The following is a 19,866-nucleotide window of genomic DNA, read 5'->3' on the forward strand; positions in this document are numbered from 1 at the left end:
GCTGATCTGCGGAAGTGATCTGTCGTAAGTGGGATGATTTATGGAAGATGGGAGACATGTGCATTAGGAGAGGCTTGGCGTAGACACCACGATTGATGTAAAAGGCTTGTTAAGAGTCTTCCTGTGTCGTGGAAGGCCCATTACGTATCAGAACCTTCTGCTTGTGTCATACGTACTGCCTGGCGAATTCTTGAAGCCGTTTGTCGTTCCATCTCGCGCATTTGAAGCAGCATTGCTGCCATCAGGTCTCTCGCCGTCCCGGTTTCCTGTTTTAATTTGGCGATTTCCTGACGCAGACTCATGATCTCATTTTGTTTTGATGATTTTGCTGTTGCCTCAAATGATTTCAGTCTCTCAAGCACTTTGGGATATTTGTACAGTGTTGTCCGGCTATGCCCGGCTTCGCGCGCAACCATACTTTTGTTGATTTTGGGTGTATTGCTGGAATTGGCTTTCAGAGCATGACGCGCGAGGAGCCGATCAATCGCCATCATGAATGCGGCTTCAACAGATGTGGGTGACATGGTTTCATTACCCGGGATTGTTGTTTTCTGCAGCTGCAGCTTCGGTGGTTTCAAGCTTGTTTAGCACCATAATACATTGTTCGAGGCGTTGTTTGCAGAGTTGTGCGAGAGCAAAGTCATCATTGGTTGTTGCCGTTTTCAGATCATCTTGCAATTTGGCCCGGCGGTCTTTCCAGAAGGGCAAATGAGTCTCGTCAAGGACAAGGTTTTGACATTCCCAACATAAATCCGGGCGTGCGGCCGACCATAGCGGCGCACTGATCACCCATCGGGCAGAGCAACCGATGGTACAATTCCCGGTTCCCTGTCGAAACAGGCAGGTTCCGAGGGATGTCTTTCCCCAGCGAATATCATGTGCCCGTATACCCGAGGTACGAACCAGTTCTTCAATATCGCGTGGGCGGTCATCTTCGGGACGGTTGTCCAGAGATTTTCCGAGTTGATTCGCAGTCTCTTTCAGTTTTCCACTGAGGGCCCCCGAGACGTTTTTTCTGCCGGCAATCATTTCGCCAATGAGAGAGACCGTTGACTGAACCGCAGCATCATCAAGGATCTGTTTCAGTTCTGGATCCGCATTTATATATCCCTGTTCCGTCATCGCCATACTGATGTGTTTGAAATGCTCCCGAAGCACCGGGAGCATGCAGCTGTCGCTTCGGATGACATATTGGGCGAAGGATTTGCGCCATTGATGAGAAGTAACAGTCCAATCCTTAACACCGCTTCTGACAAAGAACCTTCTCTGGCAGCGATTGACCCAACTTAAAGTATGGGCTTTCACATCTTTGGTCAGGCTTTTTGTTCGGCTAAAACCGACAATCAGTTCGTTGATGTTTCTTCGAGTGCGCCAGGGGGCGTACAACCTTTCGATGACAGATATTGCCTTGACCGGAACAGGAAGGTGATCACTCCCGACCGGGCGCAGTCCGGTGACCCAGGTGACCGGGCGAGGCGTTTTCGTCGTCTTGTAGATATGACCGGAAAGATAAAATATCTCATGAAGACCGCTGGCCGACGGTTCAATTTTTATGCAATCGGGCAAGGTATTTTGTGCCAGTGGCGTATCAGAGGCTTGCAGTCCCAGCAATTCACTCACTCTGATACCCGTCAATCCCTGGATGAGGATCAGGCACGCGTCAGTCAGAGAGTTGATGCGATCCCGTAAATGCTGCCTGTCTGGTGCATATTTTTCGGCAACCAGCAGGTCTTTGGTGTCCGCGAAATGCCGAGCCTGTAAAATGATATCCTCTGCTTCATCAAGCATGCGCAAGGCACTGGTCATTATGTGTAAAAATATGGGGTCCGGGACGGGCGGGACGGATCCCTGTTCCCTGCCTGCCAGCTGTTTCGCGACCTCGAACGCCGTCATGCCATGCCAGGGGGCGCTGCCCGGTACAGGAATTCCGGCTTTTGCCAGAACAGGGGCCTGATATCCCAAAGAAACAGGTAATGCGAGATGTTCCATAAGATACAGGGCATTGAGATTGGCTTTATCGCGTTTATCAATCAGCAGGTCATCAAGATATTGGGCGAATGCGTTGGTATCAAGCGCGCCGAAATGAGCGTAGCCGGATTTGCCCATCCAGCGGGCAAGATAATGAACCCGCCGGGAGAGCTTGCCCATTGAGCCCGGCTTGTATCTATGTCGCTGTCTTGGGTCGACAATCAATGACCAGACCAGTCGACGATGCGCGTCGAGCAATATCGCCCATTTAGGATCAACGAATTTACTGCCGTCCGGCATGATGAAATCCCAGCGTATGGTGCTGGCTGCAGCGTCGTGACCTGGCGTCAGATTGTCGAAGAACCATCTGTCATCAGACCAGCGGGAATGGCGGTTGATCCTCGTTTCCCGCAGATCTTCCGCTGCCATGAGATGATATGCTGTAGCGGTTTGTATAGGGTTCATGTCATTCGATCAGAATGGCGTGGGTTCTTTGAATGTTTTTGGCCTCATGCCAAACACTCTTGGCCGGGAACTTGCTGAGCCAATTGTTCAGGGCCTTTTGTACCGTTGACCAATATAGCCAGCGACCTGGCGGTAAATCGTGACGTGCTTTCTCAATGGCATTGTGGAGATGAAGCAGTTGTGCCAAAGCGTGTGAATTGTCGGGGATCACGGCGGCGCGAGGACATAGCGGACACTCTCCCCAGGCGGTGCAGAGTTGTCCTGTGGACTGGGATGCGAGAGGAGAATCATAGGGGTCGGTGCATTCAAACCCCGGCGTTGCGGCGCGACCTGTATTGTCTGGAATATTGATACGGTCATCGGACTTTCCGGATGTCCGGATATATCGTTCCCGTCGGTTCAAAAGATTGCCCAATGTTTCCCGTCTGCGGTGCCGGGCCGCTTCCGACACATAATGCGTTTCCGTTGTCTCTGTGCGCCAATGATTGAGAATTGCCTGCTGTGCCTTGATATCCCCGTTACTGAGTTGATTGACGATCTCCGAGATGGTGGGGCGAATGTTCGACAAGCTGAAATCAGGGAGTTGATTATCTTTCCTGAAAGCAGAAAGTGCGTTAGGGAAGGTGCAGGTTGCATTGAGATAATGATGAACCCTTCCGTAATTTCTGCCCTGAAATATGAAGAGCATGTCATGGTTGGGATCGTGCTCGGCATTTGGTAGTCGGCCGGTCAGCTTTTCGACATTGTGGAAAATGGTAACCGGACTATCAATCTCTGTGCTGTCTTGAGGATAGGTTCGAATCTGGTCTCCCCGCGCGCGTTTCTTCCCGCCGACCACCCGATATCTTGGCGATAATTCGGAACTTCCTTTCAGCAAAGGACTTTTTCGAATATCCGATTTGCAGAGTGCCAGTACGGTTTCCGGGTTGAAGGCGGTTCTGATCGCCATCATCAAGACAAACGGGACTAGAGAGCGCTTCGTTGCATAGAGCCACGGGGCGATACCCTTAATTCCTCCAAAAAACTCGATCTGTTTTCTTCGGCCATCGCAGTCAGCAAAGAATTGTTTGCTGTTCATCACATAGCCATCATACTGATCTTCAATCACTGCCAGTAATGTCTCAAGCTTGTATTCGGTAGGCGACGCGCCAGCCAGAAGTCGTTCTCTGCCAGCCTCGATAAGGTCGTTTCCTTCTTCGCATTTGCTCATCCATGTCTGCATCTCTTTGATGCAGGCGCGTTCAATGTTCACAAGATCGGTGATAGCCAAAATGGGTCGATGAGAAACTTGCTCGTTCACACCAGGCCACGGATTTGGCTTGATATAAGCATCCCCGGGCACTTTGCTTGCATATTGTGGATTTTGTTTAAGATAGCGCAGCACAATACGAAGTGGGGAGATTAACCCGGCTTTTGTTTTGCTTGTGAGCTGTTGGGTATCGAGCCAGAAAATATACGCGTTGAAAAGAGTTGTGGTCAGATCCGACAGTTCAAAATGTGTTTTTCTGTACTCGCAAAGGAAAGTAAAGAAGCGATTGAGAGCATGAACCTTGTTGGCTTGGGTAGAGGGACCAAATTTGCGAATATGAGAAAAAATTGCAGTGGCGAACGGAATGGACAGATGTTCGGCTCTGAGCCAGTCGTCACTGACCTTGATTTCTGCGCTGCCACGGTTGGACTTTCCGGAACGGGGACAGTTCAGCGTGAGTTGTGAGAGTTTCCCGTCAGGAGACAGCCTTTTAATAATTCCATATTGTTTCTCTTCCTTGTCCGACCCTGCCAATTTGTCGTCTGCGAAATTTGGTACCGCAGGACGATGCGAGAGAAAAGACCTGTCCATGCGCTTTCTAACCATCGCGGAGCGCCTTGAGATAAGTATTCAGAGTATCTGTCATGAGTGCTTCCCGAATTTGTACACTCCGCAGATATGTATTGATTGTTGTCGTTATGTGACTATGTCCAAGTAATGTCCGAAGGCTAAGCCAGGGTTCTGCTTTGCCCGCGCGAACCAGTTCAAAATACATGGTAACCGCAAAGGTATGACGCAGGTGATGAAAGCTGTGCAGGGCTTCGGGGCGTGCTGCCGGGCCTCTTGTGCCGTTTTGATGGGGGAAGCGCACAAGACCGGCTTTCAGGACCGCGCGCTGAAAGTGGCGCCAGATGGAATGTGCTGTCAGGGCTTCACCCGGGTTTCTTTTTGCATGGACGTGATTGACAAAAAGAGTCTCGACAGGCGTTTTCGCGCATCGCACTGCTCGGGCCCGTTCGGTTTTTACGTAATGTCTCAGGTCGTCATAGATTATGCTTGGTATGATAACAGTGCGCGGCTTCAGGCCTTTGGTTTTATACAGAGGCAATGCGACATTGCTATAGCTGCTATCTTTCTTGAGATTTTTGTATTGTGACAGAGTGAGGCTGGCACATTCGTCAAGTCGCATGCCGGTTGCGACAGCAAGGCTGGCGATGAGCCGGTCTCTGCATGGACGACAATCCGCTTTGTTTCCAGGGATTGAACCAAGTTCGGCGAGTACCCGTTGTAGAGCGTCCGGAGAAAATGCCTCTGCTGTCTCGCTGTTATAGGTTCTCGGAAGCAGTTTACTCGTTTTGACTCTATTGTCGCCGGTTCGGATATGCGCCATCGAGGTAATTGCATAATTTCGGGGTTTGATGCGTTCTTCGTAGAACTCTTTCGTATCAAATTCAATCAAACCCTGTCTGGTTGCCCATTCATAAAAATCCACTATGGTGCTGAGCCGACGGCGTATTGTTGTTGTCGCGTATTTTTTGCCGGTTTTGGGCGATGTGCTGCATAAAAGCTTGTCGCGATACAATTCGATGTCATCGAAACAAACAGTATCCCAGTGCTGTTGAAGCAGGCCCAGATATGAGAACCACTCATACAGGTCATAGGTTAAAGCTGTTTGTGTGTTTCCTACCGACGGAATCCTCGCGGATCGGACGCATTTGTCATGGAGATAGAACAACACGGGCTCAACAACCCTGCCTCCGTCGCGAACAAGATAGTGGAAACCCGCAGGGAGACTGTAACGTTTTACCTTCTCCCACTCGGTATCGCAGGTAATCGTTGCAGGGCGTACGATATCCGTTGCTTTGGCAACTGTGTAGTAGGGGGCTGACAGCATCCTTCCCTCTTTTCGATGTTGGAAGATTGGCTGGTGTCTGTCATTCCGGGGCTGTAACGGCAGCCTTGCCTGCAGCGCCAGCATGCTGGCGCTGCAGGCAAGGCTTCTGGCACTTTGGCAGTAAAGATTGTAGATGTGAACGGTGCCTTTAATGTCATATAACCTTGCTTGATATTACCAGTCAGGACGGCCAAACGGTGCCCGCCCTTGTCGGTCCGACCAAGCAGGGGGATATTTATGTCCTTGATCGCCGGACGGGCGAGGCAATCATTCCGGTCAAAGAAGTTCCGGCACCTGGCGGGGCAATTCCCGAAGACTTTACCGCGCCGACCCAGCCGGTATCTGATTCGACCTTTATGCCCGATCCCCTGACGGAAAAGGATATGTGGGGCATTACCCTGTTTGATCAGATGGCGTGTCGTATTGCGTTCCATCAGTTGAAGTATGAAGGCCGCTATACCCCGCCATCCTTGCAAGGGTCGCTGATTTACCCGGGTAACTTCGGGACCTTTAACTGGGGCAGTGTTGCGGTTGATCCGGAACGTCAGGTGATGTTTGGCATGCCGACCTATCTTGCCTTTACATCGCAATTGATCCCGCGCGATGAAGTGCCGCCACGCGGAACGGAAAAGGCCAGCGAGATGGGCATTAACCGCAATATCGGCGCACCTTATGCCGTAAGCATGGGGCCGTTTGTATCCCCGCTTGGTATTCCGTGTCAGGCCCCGCCATGGGGGTATGTCGCCGGTGCTGATCTGCGTACCGGCAAGATCGCCTACAAACATAAAAACGGCACTGTCGAAGATATGACGCCGTTACCGTTGCCATTCGAGGTCGGTGTGCCGGGAATTGGCGGTCCGATCATAACCAAGGGCGGTGTCGCGTTTCTTGGTGCGGCAGTGGATAACTATTTCCGCGCCTATGATGTGTCGACCGGCAACCAATTGTGGGAAACACGTCTTCCGGCCGGTGGGCAGTCGACCCCGATGACCTATCAGACCAAAGACGGTACGCAATATGTGCTGATTGTTGCTGGCGGGCATGGGTCAATCGGAACAACGCCGGGGGACTACGTGATCGCCTATAAGCTGTCCGAGTGACCGGCTTTAAGTGGATTTGAGACAACAAAGGGACCTGTCATACAGGCCCCTTTGTTATGTTTATTGGGGGAGTTTATCCAGCGGCCTCGTTGGTCAGGCGATCATTGATCCGCTTGATTTCTTCGGGGCGCAGGCGGGGTTCAAGGGCGGAAACTGCCGCCTTGGCATCCATCGGTTTTTCTTCTTCTGCCCCGGTGGGCAGGGATATTACGCCAAGGGTTGCGCGTTTTAACCAGTAATAAGATTCCGCATAATTTTGCGGAACACCCCAGCCGCGTTCAAGCATCGCCCCGAACATGAATTGTGCGGCATGCATGTTTTCCTTGGCGGCAATCTCAAAATAATGGGCGGCTTCGACAAAGTTTTGCGATGCGCCGCGCCCATGGAAATACTGTGCCCCGATCAAATAGGCGGCATTGGCATTGTGCGGGTTGATGTGAAGGGCGCGTTTGAAATACTCGGTCGCGCGGAACTGATCATAGTTCAAGCCGTGCCCGTTAAAATACAGCAACCCGATATAATAGGTCGCGCCACCGTGATTGGCTTTGGCTGCTTGTGAAAACCATTTGGCGGCCTGCTTGTAATCAACCGGTCCTGTTTCGCCGCGATAATACAACAGGCCAAGGGCATATTGTGCAAACGGATCATGATTGTTTGCCGCCACATGCCACTGGCTTTGCGCCAAGGCAAAGTTGCCAGATTGATAGGCGCGATACCCTGACTGGTATTCCGCACTCATCTGTGTCGCCGGGCTAGGGGATGGCAGGGCCAAGATTGCGACGGAGAGGGAGACGGCGAATGCGACATTTCGAAAAAGATGTGAAACAACGGATCGAGATGGCGCGGTCATTTTTGTCATGAATGGGTTTTGAACAGGGGGATCACTTTGCGGGCGCGTTTTTCGATGGCCTCAAGGACATTGTTGATATCGGAGCTTTGCTTGATGCGCTCCCCGCTATGCAGGGCAAGAAACTGGCCGGCGTTCTTGTGTTCGGGACCAAGCTTGATGACCGCAAATAATGGGGTCTCATGGGCGCTGCGAAAGATTGAAAACATCGCCATGCCATCCAGATGGTCAATCGCATAATCACGCCAGGCGCCGCTTGCGACCTGACGGGAATATGTATTCATGAGCCTCATAAGTTCAGCCCGGTCAAAATGCACAAAGCTTTTGGCTTTGCGGTATTTGGCCAAATCGAACAATGTTCCCATGTCATGCTCCGGCAGTCTGGACCCTAAAGTTAGCTTCATTCCGCATGCCCGAAAATGACAGCTATATGACACGGTAGCGTGGATTGGCAATTGCCTCAAGTTTCAATGAAAAAAACCAGCCGCGCAGTTAAACCTGCTGGCTGGTTATGATCGAACGATCAAGGGCTTGGCGGTTAAAGACTGCGTGAGCGGGTCGGTGGCCAGTCCACAGTCTGGGAGCCCGTGTTATAGGGGTCGGGCGTGCGATAACAGCTGACCGCCGCCAGCGTGCGATAACAATAAAGTGGGGGTTCAGGCACCGGGTCTTTTTTGCAATAGGATTTGCCATCAATCTTGCGGATGGTCGAGCAATCCTGACCGGTGGAAAGGGATACGGCATGATCAATAAGGGTTTTGTCCGTATTGATGATGCTGATCACGTCAAAGGCCAGATACCATTCGCCGCCGGTAAACAGGCTGGTTCCGGCGATGTCTGACATGGTTGTGCTGCAACCAGAAACGCTTGTCCCCAGCAAGGCCGCAAACAATCCGGCAAGGATGCGTTGTCGAATGATACGTTTGGCATCTAAGCGGCTATGAACAATCTGGCGGCGTTTCATGATGGTCTCCGTCCAGCCACCGGGCAATTTTGACCGATGACATTGTGAAATCTGTTCCCTTGGCATTTACCAAAGCAAACCTTGTGCCGAATTCGCCATATTGGTCTGTCTGTTTTTGATATGGGCGGTTTTAGTGTTGTTTTCAGCCTGTTTCGCGCAATTCTGTTGGATCGAATATGCATCTGATGGGCGTGCTTTCGCGCTGAGATCTATCCTTGATGATGTGCGCCAATCCTTTCCAAGCGGTTTAAACCGGCATGTAACGGCAAAGACGGGCAGGCAATTCTTTCCCTTTTGTGAAGAAATGCCGTAATTTGCCCAAAATTCTGGTTTTGTTTGACGATGAAATTGGCGCGAAAAGCGGTTTGATATGGGTGGAATCCGGTAATCGGGTAAAATAATCGCCTGAAAGCTGTGATTGGTGTCGAGCAGACTTGACCCTGTGCGTGCTGGCGCGTTAAATCCTTGCCAGATTTATTTTCAGATAAGCGGGCAAGTTGCCCGCTTTATTGTGACCGGATTGGAGCCGTTTTCGTGGTTGATATTTTCCAGGAAGTCGAAGAAGACCTTAAGCGTGAACGCAGTGAAGAACTGTGGCGCAAATACGGGAAATACGTAATCGGTACCGCTGCTGTTATCGTGTTGGGTGTTGCGGGCCGTGAAGGCCTGAAAACTTACGAGCAGACGACCAGCATCGAAAACGGTACGCGCTTTGCCAATGCCGTCGAACTTGCCCAGGCAGGTGAAGACAAACAGGATGCCGCACTTGAGGCACTTGATGCGATCATTGCCGATGGCAATGCCGGTTTTGTCGCCATGGGCCATTTCCAGAAAGCTGCGATTTACCTGCGCGCCGGGGCAACCCCGTCTGCTGTAAGTGAACTTGAAGCCGTTGCTGCGAATGACGACATTGATCAGGTTTATCGTGATCTTGCCGTTGTCCAGATCGCCATGAATAGTGCGACACAAAGCAATGCCAAAGACCTGATCGCGCAGTTGGAGCCGATCGCGGTTCCGGAAAATGCCTGGTATTACTCGGCACTTGAAATGATTGCGTTGCTTCATGTTGCTGCCGGTGATGTTGCAGCGGCCAAACCGCTTCTGACCGATATTGCCGATGATGGTGACGCGCCGTCTGGCATGCGGGCACGCGCAAGTGAAATTCTCAAGGCCGTTGGTGCCTGACCAGATCTAGGCAAAGGTTGGCCGGAAAATGATCTGGCCAACAGGACGTGAGCTTGAATTAGGGGATATGGTTTTGACCACACGCGGTATTAAGTCACTTCTGTGCGTTATGGGGCTGACGGGCCTTTTGGCAGGGTGTTCCAGTTGGCTGGGCGAAGCAGAAGCACCACCGTTACCGGGTGAGCGTATCTCCGTTCTGGCCTTGCAAAGCACGGTACAGCCTGACGTCGAACTATCTGATCAGCGTGTCATTCTGCCAGAACCCGAACCGATGGTTGACTGGCCGCAGAATGGCGGGTTCCCGAACCACGCCTTGCATCATGTTGCTTTGGCAAGTGATGTCCTTGAACAGGATTGGTCGATTGATATCGGCGAAGGGTCGATGGATGACAATCTTTTGCTTAATCAGGCGATTGTTGCCCGTGGCGTGATCTTTACCATTGATGCCAGTGCCGAAGTTCGCGCCTTTGCAGCCGGGTCAGGCAAAGAAATCTGGTCGCTTGAACTCGCCCCTGAAGACGAACAGGACAGCACCCTGCTTGGTGGTGGTCTGGCCTATGAAGGCGGGATCATTTACGCGACGACCGGTTTTGCCGAAATCATTGCGATTGACGCGCCAAGTGCAACCATCCTGTGGCGTGAACAGGTCAGTGCGCCGATGCGTTCGGCACCAACTGTGCGCGGCGGGCGAATTTTTGCCATCACGATTGATAACCAGACGATTGCGCTCAATGCCTTGACCGGTGAAAGCCTTTGGAACCATCGCGGTGCATCCGAGGGGGCATCATTTATCGGTGGCGCCAGCCCGGCTGTTGACCAAGGGGTGGTGATTTCGGCCTATTCAACGGGTGAGATGTATGCGCTGCGTGTCGAGAACGGGCAGGTGATCTGGTCTGATGCACTGGCCGGTGCCGGGCGGACCGATGCGGTTTCTGCAATTGCCGATATTCGGGGTTTGCCCGTGATTGACAATGATCTGGTGTTTGCGACCAGTAACTCCGGTTTGACCGTTGCGATTGACCTTCGCACGGGGTACCGGGTCTGGGAACTTGAGGCCGGTGGTATCCAGTCGCCATGGGTTGCCGGCGATTATATTTACATTCTTACCAACACAAATGATCTGATTGCCTTGCGTCGGAAGACCGGACAGGTTAAATGGGTGACAGTTCTGCCACGTTTTGTCGATCCCGAAGACCAGGATGAGCCGATTGTCTGGACAGGTCCGGTTCTGGTTGGTGACAGGTTGATCGTTGGTAACGAGCAGGGCGAAGTAATGACTGTTTCCCCTTATAGCGGTGACATTCTTGGCAAGGACGAATTGTCCGGGCCAATTACCCTGCCGCCATCTGTTGCAGGTGACAGCCTTTACTTCCTGACCGCGGATGCCGATCTAATTGCATATCGCTGATCAGTAATAGAAGTTTTCCGCAAGGGTTCCTTGCAAGATTTGCGGTGCGCCGTGGGCTTTGATGCCTCCGGCGCATATCGCCGTTTATAACGAGAGTCTGAAAGTCAGATGTCGCTAAAAGTAGCTATTATCGGTCGCCCCAACGTCGGGAAGTCGACCTTGTTTAACCGTCTGGTCGGCAAAAAGCTGGCCCTGGTTGATGACCAGCCCGGTGTCACCCGCGACCGCCGTTATGGCAAGGCGCGGCTTGGTGATATGTCGTTCGATATTATCGATACCGCCGGTCTGGAAGAAGTATTTGATAATTCCGTCGAAGGCATGATGCGCCAGCAAAGTGAAATGGCGTTTGAGGAATGCGATATTGCGCTGTTCCTGATTGATGCCCGTGCGGGTTTGACCCCGCTTGACAATCACTTTGCCGATTGGCTGCGCAAACGCCACAAGCCGGTCTATGTCATTGCCAACAAGCATGAAGGCATTGCACAGGACCCGGGCCTGTATGAGGCCTATGGCCTTGGCCTTGGTGATGTTGCCCCGATTTCGGCCGAGCATGGTCTTGGGATCGAGCTGCTTTACGACATGCTTGAGCCGCATTGGAAAGAATGGAAAGACCGCGTTCGTGTTGCCAAGCAGCACGCCCGTGAAGAAGCAAACGAGTTGGCTGGTCTGGACGCAGATGATGCGGATGACCAGATCGAGGATGATGACGCCGATTATGGTGGCGAGGCCTTCCCATCGTTTGAAATCGAATTCAACGAAGATGATGAAGACGAAGACGGCGAGCTGATCGACGAAGGTCCACGGGATAATTCAAAAATCCAGTTGGCAATCGTTGGTCGCCCGAATGCCGGTAAATCAACATTGCTGAATCAGCTTTTGGGTGAGAACCGCGTTATGACCGGGCCGCAGGCCGGTTTGACCCGCGATTCAATCGCGGTTGACTGGGCCTATGAAGGCCGTCCGATCCGTTTGGTCGATACGGCCGGTATGCGGCGTAAGAAAAAGATAGATGACCGTGTTGAACGGCTTTCGGTTGCCGATACGTTGCGCGTGATCCGTTATGCACAGGTTGTTGTGTTGATGCTTGATGCGACCAATACGATGGACAAGCAGGACCTGACGATTGCCCGTATGGTGCTTGAAGAAGGCCGTGCCTTGATCATTGCTGTCAACAAGTGGGACACGATCACGGACAAGGCCGGTGTCATGCAGGCCCTTCGGGACAAGCTTGATACATCCTTTGCACAGGCCAAAGGCATTCCGGTTCTGACATTCTCGGCACTGACCGGGCGGGGCACCGAACGTTTAATGCCGACGGTTCTTGATATCCACGATATCTGGAGCCGCCGTATTTCGACCTCGAAGCTTAACCGCTGGCTTGAAGTTGTCAGTGAACGTCACTTGCCGCCGGTCATTTCCGGGCGTCGTATTCGCCTGCGTTATATGACCCAGGCCAAGGCGCGCCCGCCAAGCTTCTTTATCAACTGTTCCAAGGCGGCAGAGCTTCCAGAAAGCTATACGCGCTATCTGATCAATGGTTTGCGCGAAGATTTCGATATGCCGGGTGTTCCGATCCGTATCAATCTGCGCAGCAGCGAAAATCCGTTTGCGAACAAGAAAAAGAAACGCTGATTTCAGTAGCTTGGTAGTGAACCAATTTAGAACCGCCCTGTTGTCGCAGGGCGGTTTTTACTTTATGGTGTAAATATCTATACGAAAGTATGGGATCTCAGCGGGAAATGTATATGTTTAATGGTAGTGAAAGCTTGTATGCAGGCCTTTCCTTTCAGGCGTATCCAATGTGGCGATGTCATCGATAACCCAAACGGGCGGGGCTGATGCGACTAAAACACGTTTTGTTGATCTGTTTTCTCGTGCTTTCGGCATTGCCGTTGATCCTAAGTATCTGGACACTGCACAGTCATAGCTCCGCGCAGTATCGCAAGCAGATCGCTTCCAATCTTGATGCCATTTCCGAACTGGCAAAACAGCGTCTTTTAGCCACTGTCGATCACATTGATGATAATGCGACACTCTTGGCCAATAACGAAGCCGTGCGTCGGCATCTCGTTGATTTTGCGCGCACACGTGCCTACGAGCTCTATGAAGAGATGGAAGCAAGCCTGCGTGAAGCAGAACATCAGATGGACAACATCATTGATGTCACGCTGTTTGCGCCGAACGGGCAGTTTTTGGCATCTGTCAATCAGCGCGCGACATCGTTTGATCCCAAATTGTTTCTTGATAAGGAGCGTGCGATTTTTCTGGTGCATTCTCAGGAACTGATCATGCGCAGCATCACGCGTATTATGCGCGCGGGAGTCATACTTGGCTTCATGGTGGTTGATTTCGACGCAGATTTTATTCTTGATCTGGTCGAGGACAGGACCGGCCTCGGCGAAACTGGTGAATGGCTGTTTGCTGTGCGCGATGCAGAAGGACATGCGCTGTTTGCCGTGCCGTTGAGATATGACCCAACGGCATCGTTCGTGCGCCGGGTACCCAAGGATCGCCTTGATGTTCCGATTACTCAGGCGATGCTCGGCAATGAGCTTCTGATGGATGAAGCACCCGACTATCAAGGGATACCGGTCATGGCATCAACCCGCTACCTGCCGTCCATGGATTGGGGACTGGTTGCCAAAATCAATGAGTCGGAGATTGCATCGATTATTAGCGCAGCCAATCGGGTTTTGGAACTGATCGGTATCGGGATTCTGGTCCTCGCAGTTATTGCTGCGATCTGGCTGTCCGGGGTAATTGCGCGACCGGTCGAACAGCTTCGTCGATCCACACTCAGGGTGATTGATGGTGACTTTGATGTGGAGCCGATTGATGCCGGTTGGCGTGAGGCCAAGGATCTGGCGTCGTCATTCGCTAATATGGCTATCTCACTTCAGGACCTGCGCGCGAACTTGCAGGAAAAGGTGTCTGAGCGCACCCGTGAACTGGACGAAGTTAATCAACAACTTATGGAGCTGTCTGTTCGCGACCCGCTTACTGGCGTACATAACCGTCGATATGTGACAGAACGCCTTGATGAAGAATTCGCACGTTCACGGCGCTATAATGGTCAACTGGCGGTTGCGATCCTTGATATTGATCATTTCAAGAAAATCAACGACACGCTTGGGCATGCTACGGGTGATGAAGTTCTGATCGGTATTGCTTTTTGCGTTCAGCATACGCTGCGATCATCTGATCTTTTCGGGCGGATTGGCGGAGAAGAATTTTGCATCGTCATCCCCGAAGCCGAACATCAAGGCGTTATTTTGCTTCTGGAACGTATCCGCGAGGAAATTCGGGCCCTGCCGTTCCAATTTGAAGGCAAGCCAATTTCCGTGACATGCAGTTTTGGTGCTGCGTTCCTTGACGAAGAAATTCTAAGCTCGACGACATTGGTTGAATGTGCCGATAAGGCGCTTTATCACGCCAAATCAACTGGTCGGAACAAATTGGTCGTATATTCCGACATCCCCAAGGATGAACTTGAGGCGTCGACGCCAAGTAACATCGGGTAAGCTGGCACTGAAACCGCCTGGTCAAAAAAACTTCAGGTTTCAGATGGTTGGCGCACCTTGCATGTTGCTGATTTCAAAATTCTGATTCGTCTGTAACCCAAAACCGCCCCCCGGAAACGGGGGCGGTTTCTGTGAGAGCTGTGAAGCCGTGAAGGCATGCTGACCCTTGAGCTATCAAGGGTAGCGTGGGGGATTAAGCCGGGAAAAACCTTCCTGAATGTAATAGGGATAATGAGGATAGGGCGGCATGCGTTTGCTGACCCGATCAAGACGGTCGATTTGGTTTTGTTCAAGTGACCAGCCCACGGCACCAAGATTGGAGACAAGTTGGCTTTCATTGCGGGCACCGATGATGACCGATGAAACGGTTGCGCGGGTCAACAGCCAGTTGATGGCGATTTGCGGAACGGTTTTGCCGGTTTCCAATGCGATTTCATCAAGCACATCGACGATGTCATACAGCATTTCATCCTTAACCGGCGGACCGAATTGTGCTGTTTCATGCAGGCGACTGCCATCGGGGATTGGTGAATTGCGCCGGATCTTGCCGGTCAGGCGACCCCAGCCCAAAGGGCTCCAGACCAAAGCCCCCAGTCCTTGATCCTCGGCGAATGGCATCAGATCCCACTCGTAATCCCGCCCGACAAGGGAATAGTAAACCTGATGGGCAACATAGCGGGAATATCCATGCTGATCGGCAACAGACAAAGACTTCATAATTTGCCAGCTGGCGAAATTTGAAACGCCAATATAGCGTATCTTTCCAGCACGGATCAGGTCATCAAGCGTTGCCATGACTTCTTCTGGCGGGGTTGATGCGTCAAAGGCATGAAGTTGCAGCAGGTCAATATAATCGGTGCCAATCCGTTTCAAAGCCGCATCTGTTGCCGTGATCAAGCGATCACGTGATGTGCCATATTCGTTGGCATGATCGCCCATCGGCAGGCCAAGTTTGGTTGAAATCAGGACTTTGTCCCGTTTGCCTTTGATTGCACTGCCAAGAACCGTTTCGGATGCGCCATCGGAATAGACATCTGCGCTGTCAAAAAGGTTCACGCCGTGTTCCAGACTGATATCAACCATTCTGCGGGCACCGGCTTCATCAACCGTTCCCCAATTGGAAAAAAGCGGCCCCTGACCGCCAAAGGTTCCGGCACCAAGTGATAATGCCGGAACGCGCAAACCGGACCGGCCAAGCTGTCTGTATTCCATTTCGATCTCCTGTCTTTATCGGAAAGTGTGGTGAGCCCGAATATGGACAGAAGATCGATTTTCAACTAGAGGTAACCAAGGAACATTATTTGTGAGTTGAATTCAACATGGGGCGACTAGATACAAATCGATCCGGGGAAATGGAAGTCTTTGTCCGTGTTGTCGAACGCGGTGGTTTTTCCGCAGCGGCAAAAGATTTCGGTATGACGCCATCCGCGGTCAGCAAACTTGTCGGGCGTCTGGAAGGCCGGTTGTCCGCACGATTGTTTAGCCGGTCGACACGCAAGCTGCGCCTGACCGAAGAAGGGCAACGTTATTATGATCGGTCCGTTCGCATCCTGGCAGATATCAACGAGGCCGATGACGAGGCATCCAGCGTGGTGCGTCCCAAGGGAAAGTTGCGCGTTAGTGTGAATATGCCGGTTGGATTGCATCGGATCTTGCCGCTTGTCCCGGAATTTCAGCAACAATACCCGGATGTCGATCTTGATATCACCGTCAGTGACAAGGTCGTTGACCTGTATGAAGAACGGGCAGATATCGCTATTCGAAGCGGGCCATTACAATCATCCGGATTGATCGCGCGAAAACTGGGCGAGTGCAGAATGGTGATTGCCGCTGCACCGGATTATCTGATGCGATATGGGGTGCCCAATGAAATCGGCGACCTTACAGACCACATTCTGGTTGGATATAATTTCCCGCGCGCGATGAGCGAATGGCCGTTCATCGTGGATGGAGAAAGAAAATCCGTCATGCCCGGTGGCAAGGTGTGCGTCGGGGATGCGGAAAGTGCACGCAAGGTTGCCTTGGCGGGCGGCGGAATTGTCCGACTTGCAGAGTTTCATATCCGCAAAGACGTGGAAATGGGTACGTTGAACGTCCTTCTTGACCAGTTTAATCCCGGCCCGGGTGTTGAGATACATGCCGTCTATATCGGGCAGGGCGGACATATGCCGGCCCGTGTTCGGGCGTTTCTTGATTTTTGTATAGAACGTGTCGATCTGACATGAAAAGGCCGGGACAAGGGGGCATGTTCCGACATGCCCAAGAACGAACTGGAGACATCTACGGCAAGTAATAATGAAGGCGTGGGCAGTAAGGCGGAGCGATCCAAAAAACAGTCAGCTTTGAAATGTGTATTCTGAAGAATCCGTTTTTGGAAAAGTTCCTGTCGCACCCTATTCCTGTGGAATAGATGGGCCGTTATCAATGATCTCGCGGATATGATCGGGAAGGTCGGCTTCGGTAAAGCCTTCCTGCATCGTTCCATCTTGGACAAAAGCGAATATATCGGCCAGATCCTGTCCGGAGAAATCAATCTGATATCCAAGGTCAGCTTGTTGGAGATGAAGCATTGGCTCTGCACCGCGCCACATCCGGGCAAAGAACTCAAACGGATCTCGCGATTGATTTAGGTTTGAGGCATCCAGACTTGGTCCGGTGTCTCCACCCACATTGTTGATGGAATGACAGACAACGCAGCCGCGGTCTGCGAACAGGCTTTTACCGGCATCAGCATCCATTTTTGGTAATGAAATTTCAGATGCCCCAGTCTCGTCTGCATATGCTTCGGAAGCGCTTGCGAGGGCGGCGAACGTGCAAAGCGTTACTGCAATGGCAAATGCGCCCAGCGGGCGGCAAGCTTGGTTGTAAAAGGCCGATCTCATTTTATGCCCTGCTCCGATGCGGGTGGGTCGTGGTTTATCAGGCTATGCTATCGGGCCTTACCTACGAATGGCAATGCATTGGTGCCGTTCGCAGAAAATTTGTTTTCTTGCTAAATGCGTACGGGGCATTTTGAAAACGAAAAAAGGGCCCAAGAAGGACCCTTTGATACGTGGTGTCTGAACATGTGATGCTAATACGCGTCGACAATTTCGCCATGTTTGGTGCAATCGGCTGCGGCCAGATCGACAAACACATCCATGATGCTTTCAGGTGTCGCCAGGGATTGCGGATCTTCACCCGGATAGGCTTCTGCCCGCATTTTGGTGCGGATGCGTCCCGGATTGACCAGATTGACGCGCATGGAACGTTCTTCGACTTCCTGGGCATAAGACAGCACAAGGCTTTCCAGTGCGGCCTTGGTGGACGCATAAAGCCCCCAGAAGGCGCGACCCTTTGCCGAGGCATTCGATGTCACGAAAATCGCCCGACCGGCATCAGAAAGCTGCAAAAGCTTGTCCGTGGTGCGGATCAGGTGGAAGTTTGCCGTGACATTGGTGGCAAAGGTGTTCTGGAAAATTTGACTGTCGATATGACCGACCGGGGCGATTTCACCCAAAAGAGCGGCATTGCCAACAACGATATCAAGTTTACCAAAACGCTCATAGATCGTCGGGCCGATGGCATCGATCTTGTCAAACATCGTCAGATCAAGCGGAAGCAGGGTGATCTTCCCCCCTTTTTCCGTGATCTCGTCACTGAGTTCTTCAAGCGCGCCAACATTGCGGCCAATGGCAATCACGTGCGCGCCTTCGGCGGCATAGCGTTTTGCAATGGCATAGCCGATCCCGTGCGACGCACCCGTTACCAGTGCAACGCGTCCTTCAAGCCGAAGTGAATTGGTCATGCAGACTGCCTTTCGACCAACTGGCTCAGCTTGCGGTTTTTGTTTTCCGCATTGTGATCGGTCAGATAGATCGGATAATCACCGGTAAAGCATGCATCGCAGAAAGCCGGGCTTTCATTGTCGCGGCCCGGAAGGCCGGTTGCGCGATACAGACCATCAATGGTGACAAACGCAAGGCTGTCGACACCAATAAGTTTCGCCATGCTTTCAATATCGTGATTGGCCGCCATCAATTTGTCTTTTGACGGGGTATCAACACCATAGAAGCACGGGTTCATGGTCGGCGGGCTTGTGATGCGCATGTGAACTTCGGCAGCACCGGCCTGACGGACCAGATCGACAATCTTGGTCGAGGTGGTGCCACGCACGATCGAATCATCGACCAGAATAACGCGTTTGCCCTTAAGCTTGCCGGGGTTGGCGTTATGTTTCAGCTTCACGCCAAGGTGGCGGATCTGATCAGTCGGTTCGATAAAGGTACGGCCAACATAATGATTGCGGATAATGCCAAGTTCAAACGGAATGCCGCTTTCTTCTGCGTAACCAAGGGCCGATGGCACACCGGAATCAGGGATCGGCACGACAACGTCGGCATCGATTGCTGATTCACGGGCCAGTTCACGGCCAATATGTTTGCGCACGTCATAAACGCTTGTGCCTTCGACAATGCTGTCAGGGCGGGCGAAATAGACATGTTCGAAAATGCAGAAACGCGATTTTTGCGGTTTGAACGGCTTGATCGAGCGCAATCCGTTATCGGTGATTTCAACAATTTCGCCCGGTTCGATGTCGCGGATGAATTCTGCGCCAACGATATCAAGGCCGACCGTTTCCGATGACAGGATATAGGCATCATTAAGCTTGCCCAGAACCAAGGGACGCACACCAAGCGGATCACGCACACCGATCAGTTTCTTCTGGGTCATCACGACCAGAGAATAAGCCCCTTCAACCTGACGGACCGCATCGATCAGACGATCAACGATCTTTTCATACAGGCTGGTGGCGATCAGGTGGATGAAGGTTTCGGTGTCCGAGGTCGACTGGAAGATCGAGCCACGCTTGACCAGACGTTCGCGCACAGCAAGCGAGTTGGTCAGGTTGCCGTTATGGGCAATCGCCAAGCCGCCAAATTCAAAATCGGCGAACAGCGGTTGAACGTTTCGAAGGCCTTTTCCGCCAGCCGTTGAATAGCGCACATGCCCAACGGCACGATTGCCCGGCAGGCTTTTGATTACATCCTCTGAACCAAAGATATCACCAACCTGACCAGAGGCCCGGTGGGCGGGGAAATCTTCGCCGTCATAGGAAACAATGCCTGCGGCTTCCTGTCCACGATGTTGTAAGGCATGAAGGCCAAGAGCCGTCAGTGCCGTAGCATCGGGGGAGCCAAAGACGCCAAAGACGCCACACTCTTCACGTAGCTTGTCGTCATCAAATGGATTGGTCGTCAGCATGAGTGGGTTCCGCTCTCTCGC

17 protein-coding genes are annotated in these 19,866 nt (G+C 52.1%); 6 read left to right on the plus strand and 11 right to left on the minus strand.

All coding sequences use genetic code 11. The features are described from left to right. Nucleotides 1–140 precede the first annotated feature (140 nt). From RIC05_RS14715 to RIC05_RS14730, 4 genes are read right to left on the minus strand one after another with little or no spacing between them, the layout of a single operon-like run. Nucleotides 141–524 (minus strand): hypothetical protein, encoded by a 384-nt coding sequence (locus RIC05_RS14715; RefSeq protein WP_063093914.1) that lies wholly within the window; start codon nucleotides 522–524, stop codon nucleotides 141–143. A gap of 7 nt (nucleotides 525–531) precedes the next feature. Beyond that, the gene (locus RIC05_RS14720) at nucleotides 532–2,397 is read right to left on the minus strand and encodes a site-specific integrase (RefSeq protein WP_157097758.1); all 1,866 of its coding nucleotides are present in this window, start codon (nucleotides 2,395–2,397) and stop codon (nucleotides 532–534) included. Between the two features lie 37 nt (nucleotides 2,398–2,434). Then, nucleotides 2,435–4,288 carry a site-specific integrase gene (locus RIC05_RS14725; RefSeq protein WP_277277483.1) on the minus strand — a complete coding sequence of 618 codons (1,854 nt, stop codon included), beginning with the start codon at nucleotides 4,286–4,288 and terminating at the stop codon, nucleotides 2,435–2,437. After that, nucleotides 4,281–5,660: a tyrosine-type recombinase/integrase gene (locus tag RIC05_RS14730; protein ID WP_277277485.1), complete on the minus strand. Its 1,380-nt coding sequence runs from the start codon at nucleotides 5,658–5,660 to the stop codon at nucleotides 4,281–4,283. Before RIC05_RS14730 ends, RIC05_RS14725 begins: the two co-directional genes overlap by 8 nt. Nucleotides 5,661–5,740: 80 nt before the next feature. On the opposite strand from RIC05_RS14730, the gene RIC05_RS14735 reads away from it, so the two are divergent. Further along, entirely contained in the window at nucleotides 5,741–6,676 is a 936-nt protein-coding gene (locus tag RIC05_RS14735; protein WP_350045462.1) for a PQQ-binding-like beta-propeller repeat protein, read from the plus strand. Nucleotides 6,677–6,749: 73 nt separating this feature from the next. Here RIC05_RS14735 and RIC05_RS14740 read toward each other — a convergent pair whose 3' ends face one another. The 3 genes from RIC05_RS14740 to RIC05_RS14750 all read right to left on the minus strand — a co-directional run bounded on the left by RIC05_RS14740 (nucleotide 6,750) and on the right by RIC05_RS14750 (nucleotide 8,487). Further along, nucleotides 6,750–7,415, minus strand: coding sequence for a tetratricopeptide repeat protein (locus RIC05_RS14740; RefSeq protein ID WP_350045463.1), 666 nt, complete (start codon nucleotides 7,413–7,415; stop codon nucleotides 6,750–6,752). Between the two features lie 116 nt (nucleotides 7,416–7,531). Next, nucleotides 7,532–7,888 carry a DUF2794 domain-containing protein gene (locus RIC05_RS14745; protein WP_350042193.1) on the minus strand — a complete coding sequence of 119 codons (357 nt, stop codon included), beginning with the start codon at nucleotides 7,886–7,888 and terminating at the stop codon, nucleotides 7,532–7,534. Nucleotides 7,889–8,061: 173 nt separating this feature from the next. Then, nucleotides 8,062–8,487, minus strand: coding sequence for a hypothetical protein (locus RIC05_RS14750; RefSeq protein WP_350045464.1), 426 nt, complete (start codon nucleotides 8,485–8,487; stop codon nucleotides 8,062–8,064). A gap of 534 nt (nucleotides 8,488–9,021) precedes the next feature. On the opposite strand from RIC05_RS14750, the gene RIC05_RS14755 reads away from it, so the two are divergent. The 4 genes from RIC05_RS14755 to RIC05_RS14770 all read left to right on the plus strand — a co-directional run bounded on the left by RIC05_RS14755 (nucleotide 9,022) and on the right by RIC05_RS14770 (nucleotide 14,601). Then, nucleotides 9,022–9,672 (plus strand): tetratricopeptide repeat protein, encoded by a 651-nt coding sequence (locus RIC05_RS14755; protein ID WP_350045465.1) that lies wholly within the window; start codon nucleotides 9,022–9,024, stop codon nucleotides 9,670–9,672. Between the two features lie 28 nt (nucleotides 9,673–9,700). After that, the gene (locus RIC05_RS14760; protein WP_350045466.1) at nucleotides 9,701–11,080 is read left to right on the plus strand and encodes a PQQ-like beta-propeller repeat protein; all 1,380 of its coding nucleotides are present in this window, start codon (nucleotides 9,701–9,703) and stop codon (nucleotides 11,078–11,080) included. A gap of 108 nt (nucleotides 11,081–11,188) precedes the next feature. Then, complete coding sequence (gene der / locus RIC05_RS14765; RefSeq protein WP_350045467.1) at nucleotides 11,189–12,712, plus strand: ribosome biogenesis GTPase Der; 1,524 nt, start codon at nucleotides 11,189–11,191, stop codon at nucleotides 12,710–12,712. A 206-nt stretch (nucleotides 12,713–12,918) separates the two neighbouring features. Then, nucleotides 12,919–14,601, plus strand: a complete 1,683-nt coding sequence (locus tag RIC05_RS14770; RefSeq protein ID WP_350045468.1) for a sensor domain-containing diguanylate cyclase — start codon at nucleotides 12,919–12,921, stop codon at nucleotides 14,599–14,601. Between the two features lie 174 nt (nucleotides 14,602–14,775). Here the strand turns inward: RIC05_RS14770 and RIC05_RS14775 are convergent, their stop codons facing one another. Then, a complete protein-coding gene (locus RIC05_RS14775; RefSeq protein ID WP_350045469.1) occupies nucleotides 14,776–15,813 on the minus strand; it encodes an aldo/keto reductase in 1,038 nt (345 codons plus the stop codon). A gap of 140 nt (nucleotides 15,814–15,953) precedes the next feature. Between RIC05_RS14775 and RIC05_RS14780 the strand changes: the two genes are divergently transcribed. Then, entirely contained in the window at nucleotides 15,954–16,826 is an 873-nt protein-coding gene (locus tag RIC05_RS14780; RefSeq protein WP_350045470.1) for a LysR family transcriptional regulator, read from the plus strand. 168 nt (nucleotides 16,827–16,994) lie between these two features. Here RIC05_RS14780 and RIC05_RS14785 read toward each other — a convergent pair whose 3' ends face one another. The 3 genes from RIC05_RS14785 to purF all read right to left on the minus strand — a co-directional run bounded on the left by RIC05_RS14785 (nucleotide 16,995) and on the right by purF (nucleotide 19,845). Then, nucleotides 16,995–17,483, minus strand: coding sequence for a c-type cytochrome (locus RIC05_RS14785; RefSeq protein WP_350045471.1), 489 nt, complete (start codon nucleotides 17,481–17,483; stop codon nucleotides 16,995–16,997). A 191-nt stretch (nucleotides 17,484–17,674) separates the two neighbouring features. Beyond that, on the minus strand, nucleotides 17,675–18,388 hold the full coding sequence (locus tag RIC05_RS14790; RefSeq protein ID WP_350045472.1) for an SDR family NAD(P)-dependent oxidoreductase: 714 nt from the start codon (nucleotides 18,386–18,388) through the stop codon (nucleotides 17,675–17,677). Next, nucleotides 18,385–19,845, minus strand: a complete 1,461-nt coding sequence (gene purF, locus RIC05_RS14795; RefSeq protein ID WP_350045473.1) for an amidophosphoribosyltransferase — start codon at nucleotides 19,843–19,845, stop codon at nucleotides 18,385–18,387. Before purF ends, RIC05_RS14790 begins: the two co-directional genes overlap by 4 nt. Nucleotides 19,846–19,866 lie beyond the last annotated feature (21 nt).

Origin of the sequence: Thalassospira sp. (assembly GCF_040218635.1) — a bacterium.
Lineage (GTDB): Bacteria > Pseudomonadota > Alphaproteobacteria > Rhodospirillales > Thalassospiraceae > Thalassospira.

Coding starts and splice junctions, on each gene's coding strand:
- RIC05_RS14715 (WP_063093914.1), bottom strand. CDS start 524: ATGTCACCCACATCTGTTGAAGCCGCATTCATGATGGCGATTGATCGG.
- RIC05_RS14720 (WP_157097758.1), bottom strand. CDS start 2,397: ATGGCAGCGGAAGATCTGCGGGAAACGAGGATCAACCGCCATTCCCGC.
- RIC05_RS14725 (WP_277277483.1), bottom strand. CDS start 4,288: ATGGTTAGAAAGCGCATGGACAGGTCTTTTCTCTCGCATCGTCCTGCG.
- RIC05_RS14730 (WP_277277485.1), bottom strand. CDS start 5,660: ATGCTGGCGCTGCAGGCAAGGCTGCCGTTACAGCCCCGGAATGACAGA.
- RIC05_RS14740 (WP_350045463.1), bottom strand. CDS start 7,415: ATGAGTGCGGAATACCAGTCAGGGTATCGCGCCTATCAATCTGGCAAC.
- RIC05_RS14745 (WP_350042193.1), bottom strand. CDS start 7,888: ATGGGAACATTGTTCGATTTGGCCAAATACCGCAAAGCCAAAAGCTTT.
- RIC05_RS14750 (WP_350045464.1), bottom strand. CDS start 8,487: ATGAAACGCCGCCAGATTGTTCATAGCCGCTTAGATGCCAAACGTATC.
- RIC05_RS14760 (WP_350045466.1), top strand. CDS start 9,701: ATGATCTGGCCAACAGGACGTGAGCTTGAATTAGGGGATATGGTTTTG.
- der (WP_350045467.1), top strand. CDS start 11,189: ATGTCGCTAAAAGTAGCTATTATCGGTCGCCCCAACGTCGGGAAGTCG.
- RIC05_RS14770 (WP_350045468.1), top strand. CDS start 12,919: ATGCGACTAAAACACGTTTTGTTGATCTGTTTTCTCGTGCTTTCGGCA.
- RIC05_RS14775 (WP_350045469.1), bottom strand. CDS start 15,813: ATGGAATACAGACAGCTTGGCCGGTCCGGTTTGCGCGTTCCGGCATTA.
- RIC05_RS14780 (WP_350045470.1), top strand. CDS start 15,954: ATGGAAGTCTTTGTCCGTGTTGTCGAACGCGGTGGTTTTTCCGCAGCG.
- RIC05_RS14785 (WP_350045471.1), bottom strand. CDS start 17,483: ATGAGATCGGCCTTTTACAACCAAGCTTGCCGCCCGCTGGGCGCATTT.
- RIC05_RS14790 (WP_350045472.1), bottom strand. CDS start 18,388: ATGACCAATTCACTTCGGCTTGAAGGACGCGTTGCACTGGTAACGGGT.
- purF (WP_350045473.1), bottom strand. CDS start 19,845: ATGCTGACGACCAATCCATTTGATGACGACAAGCTACGTGAAGAGTGT.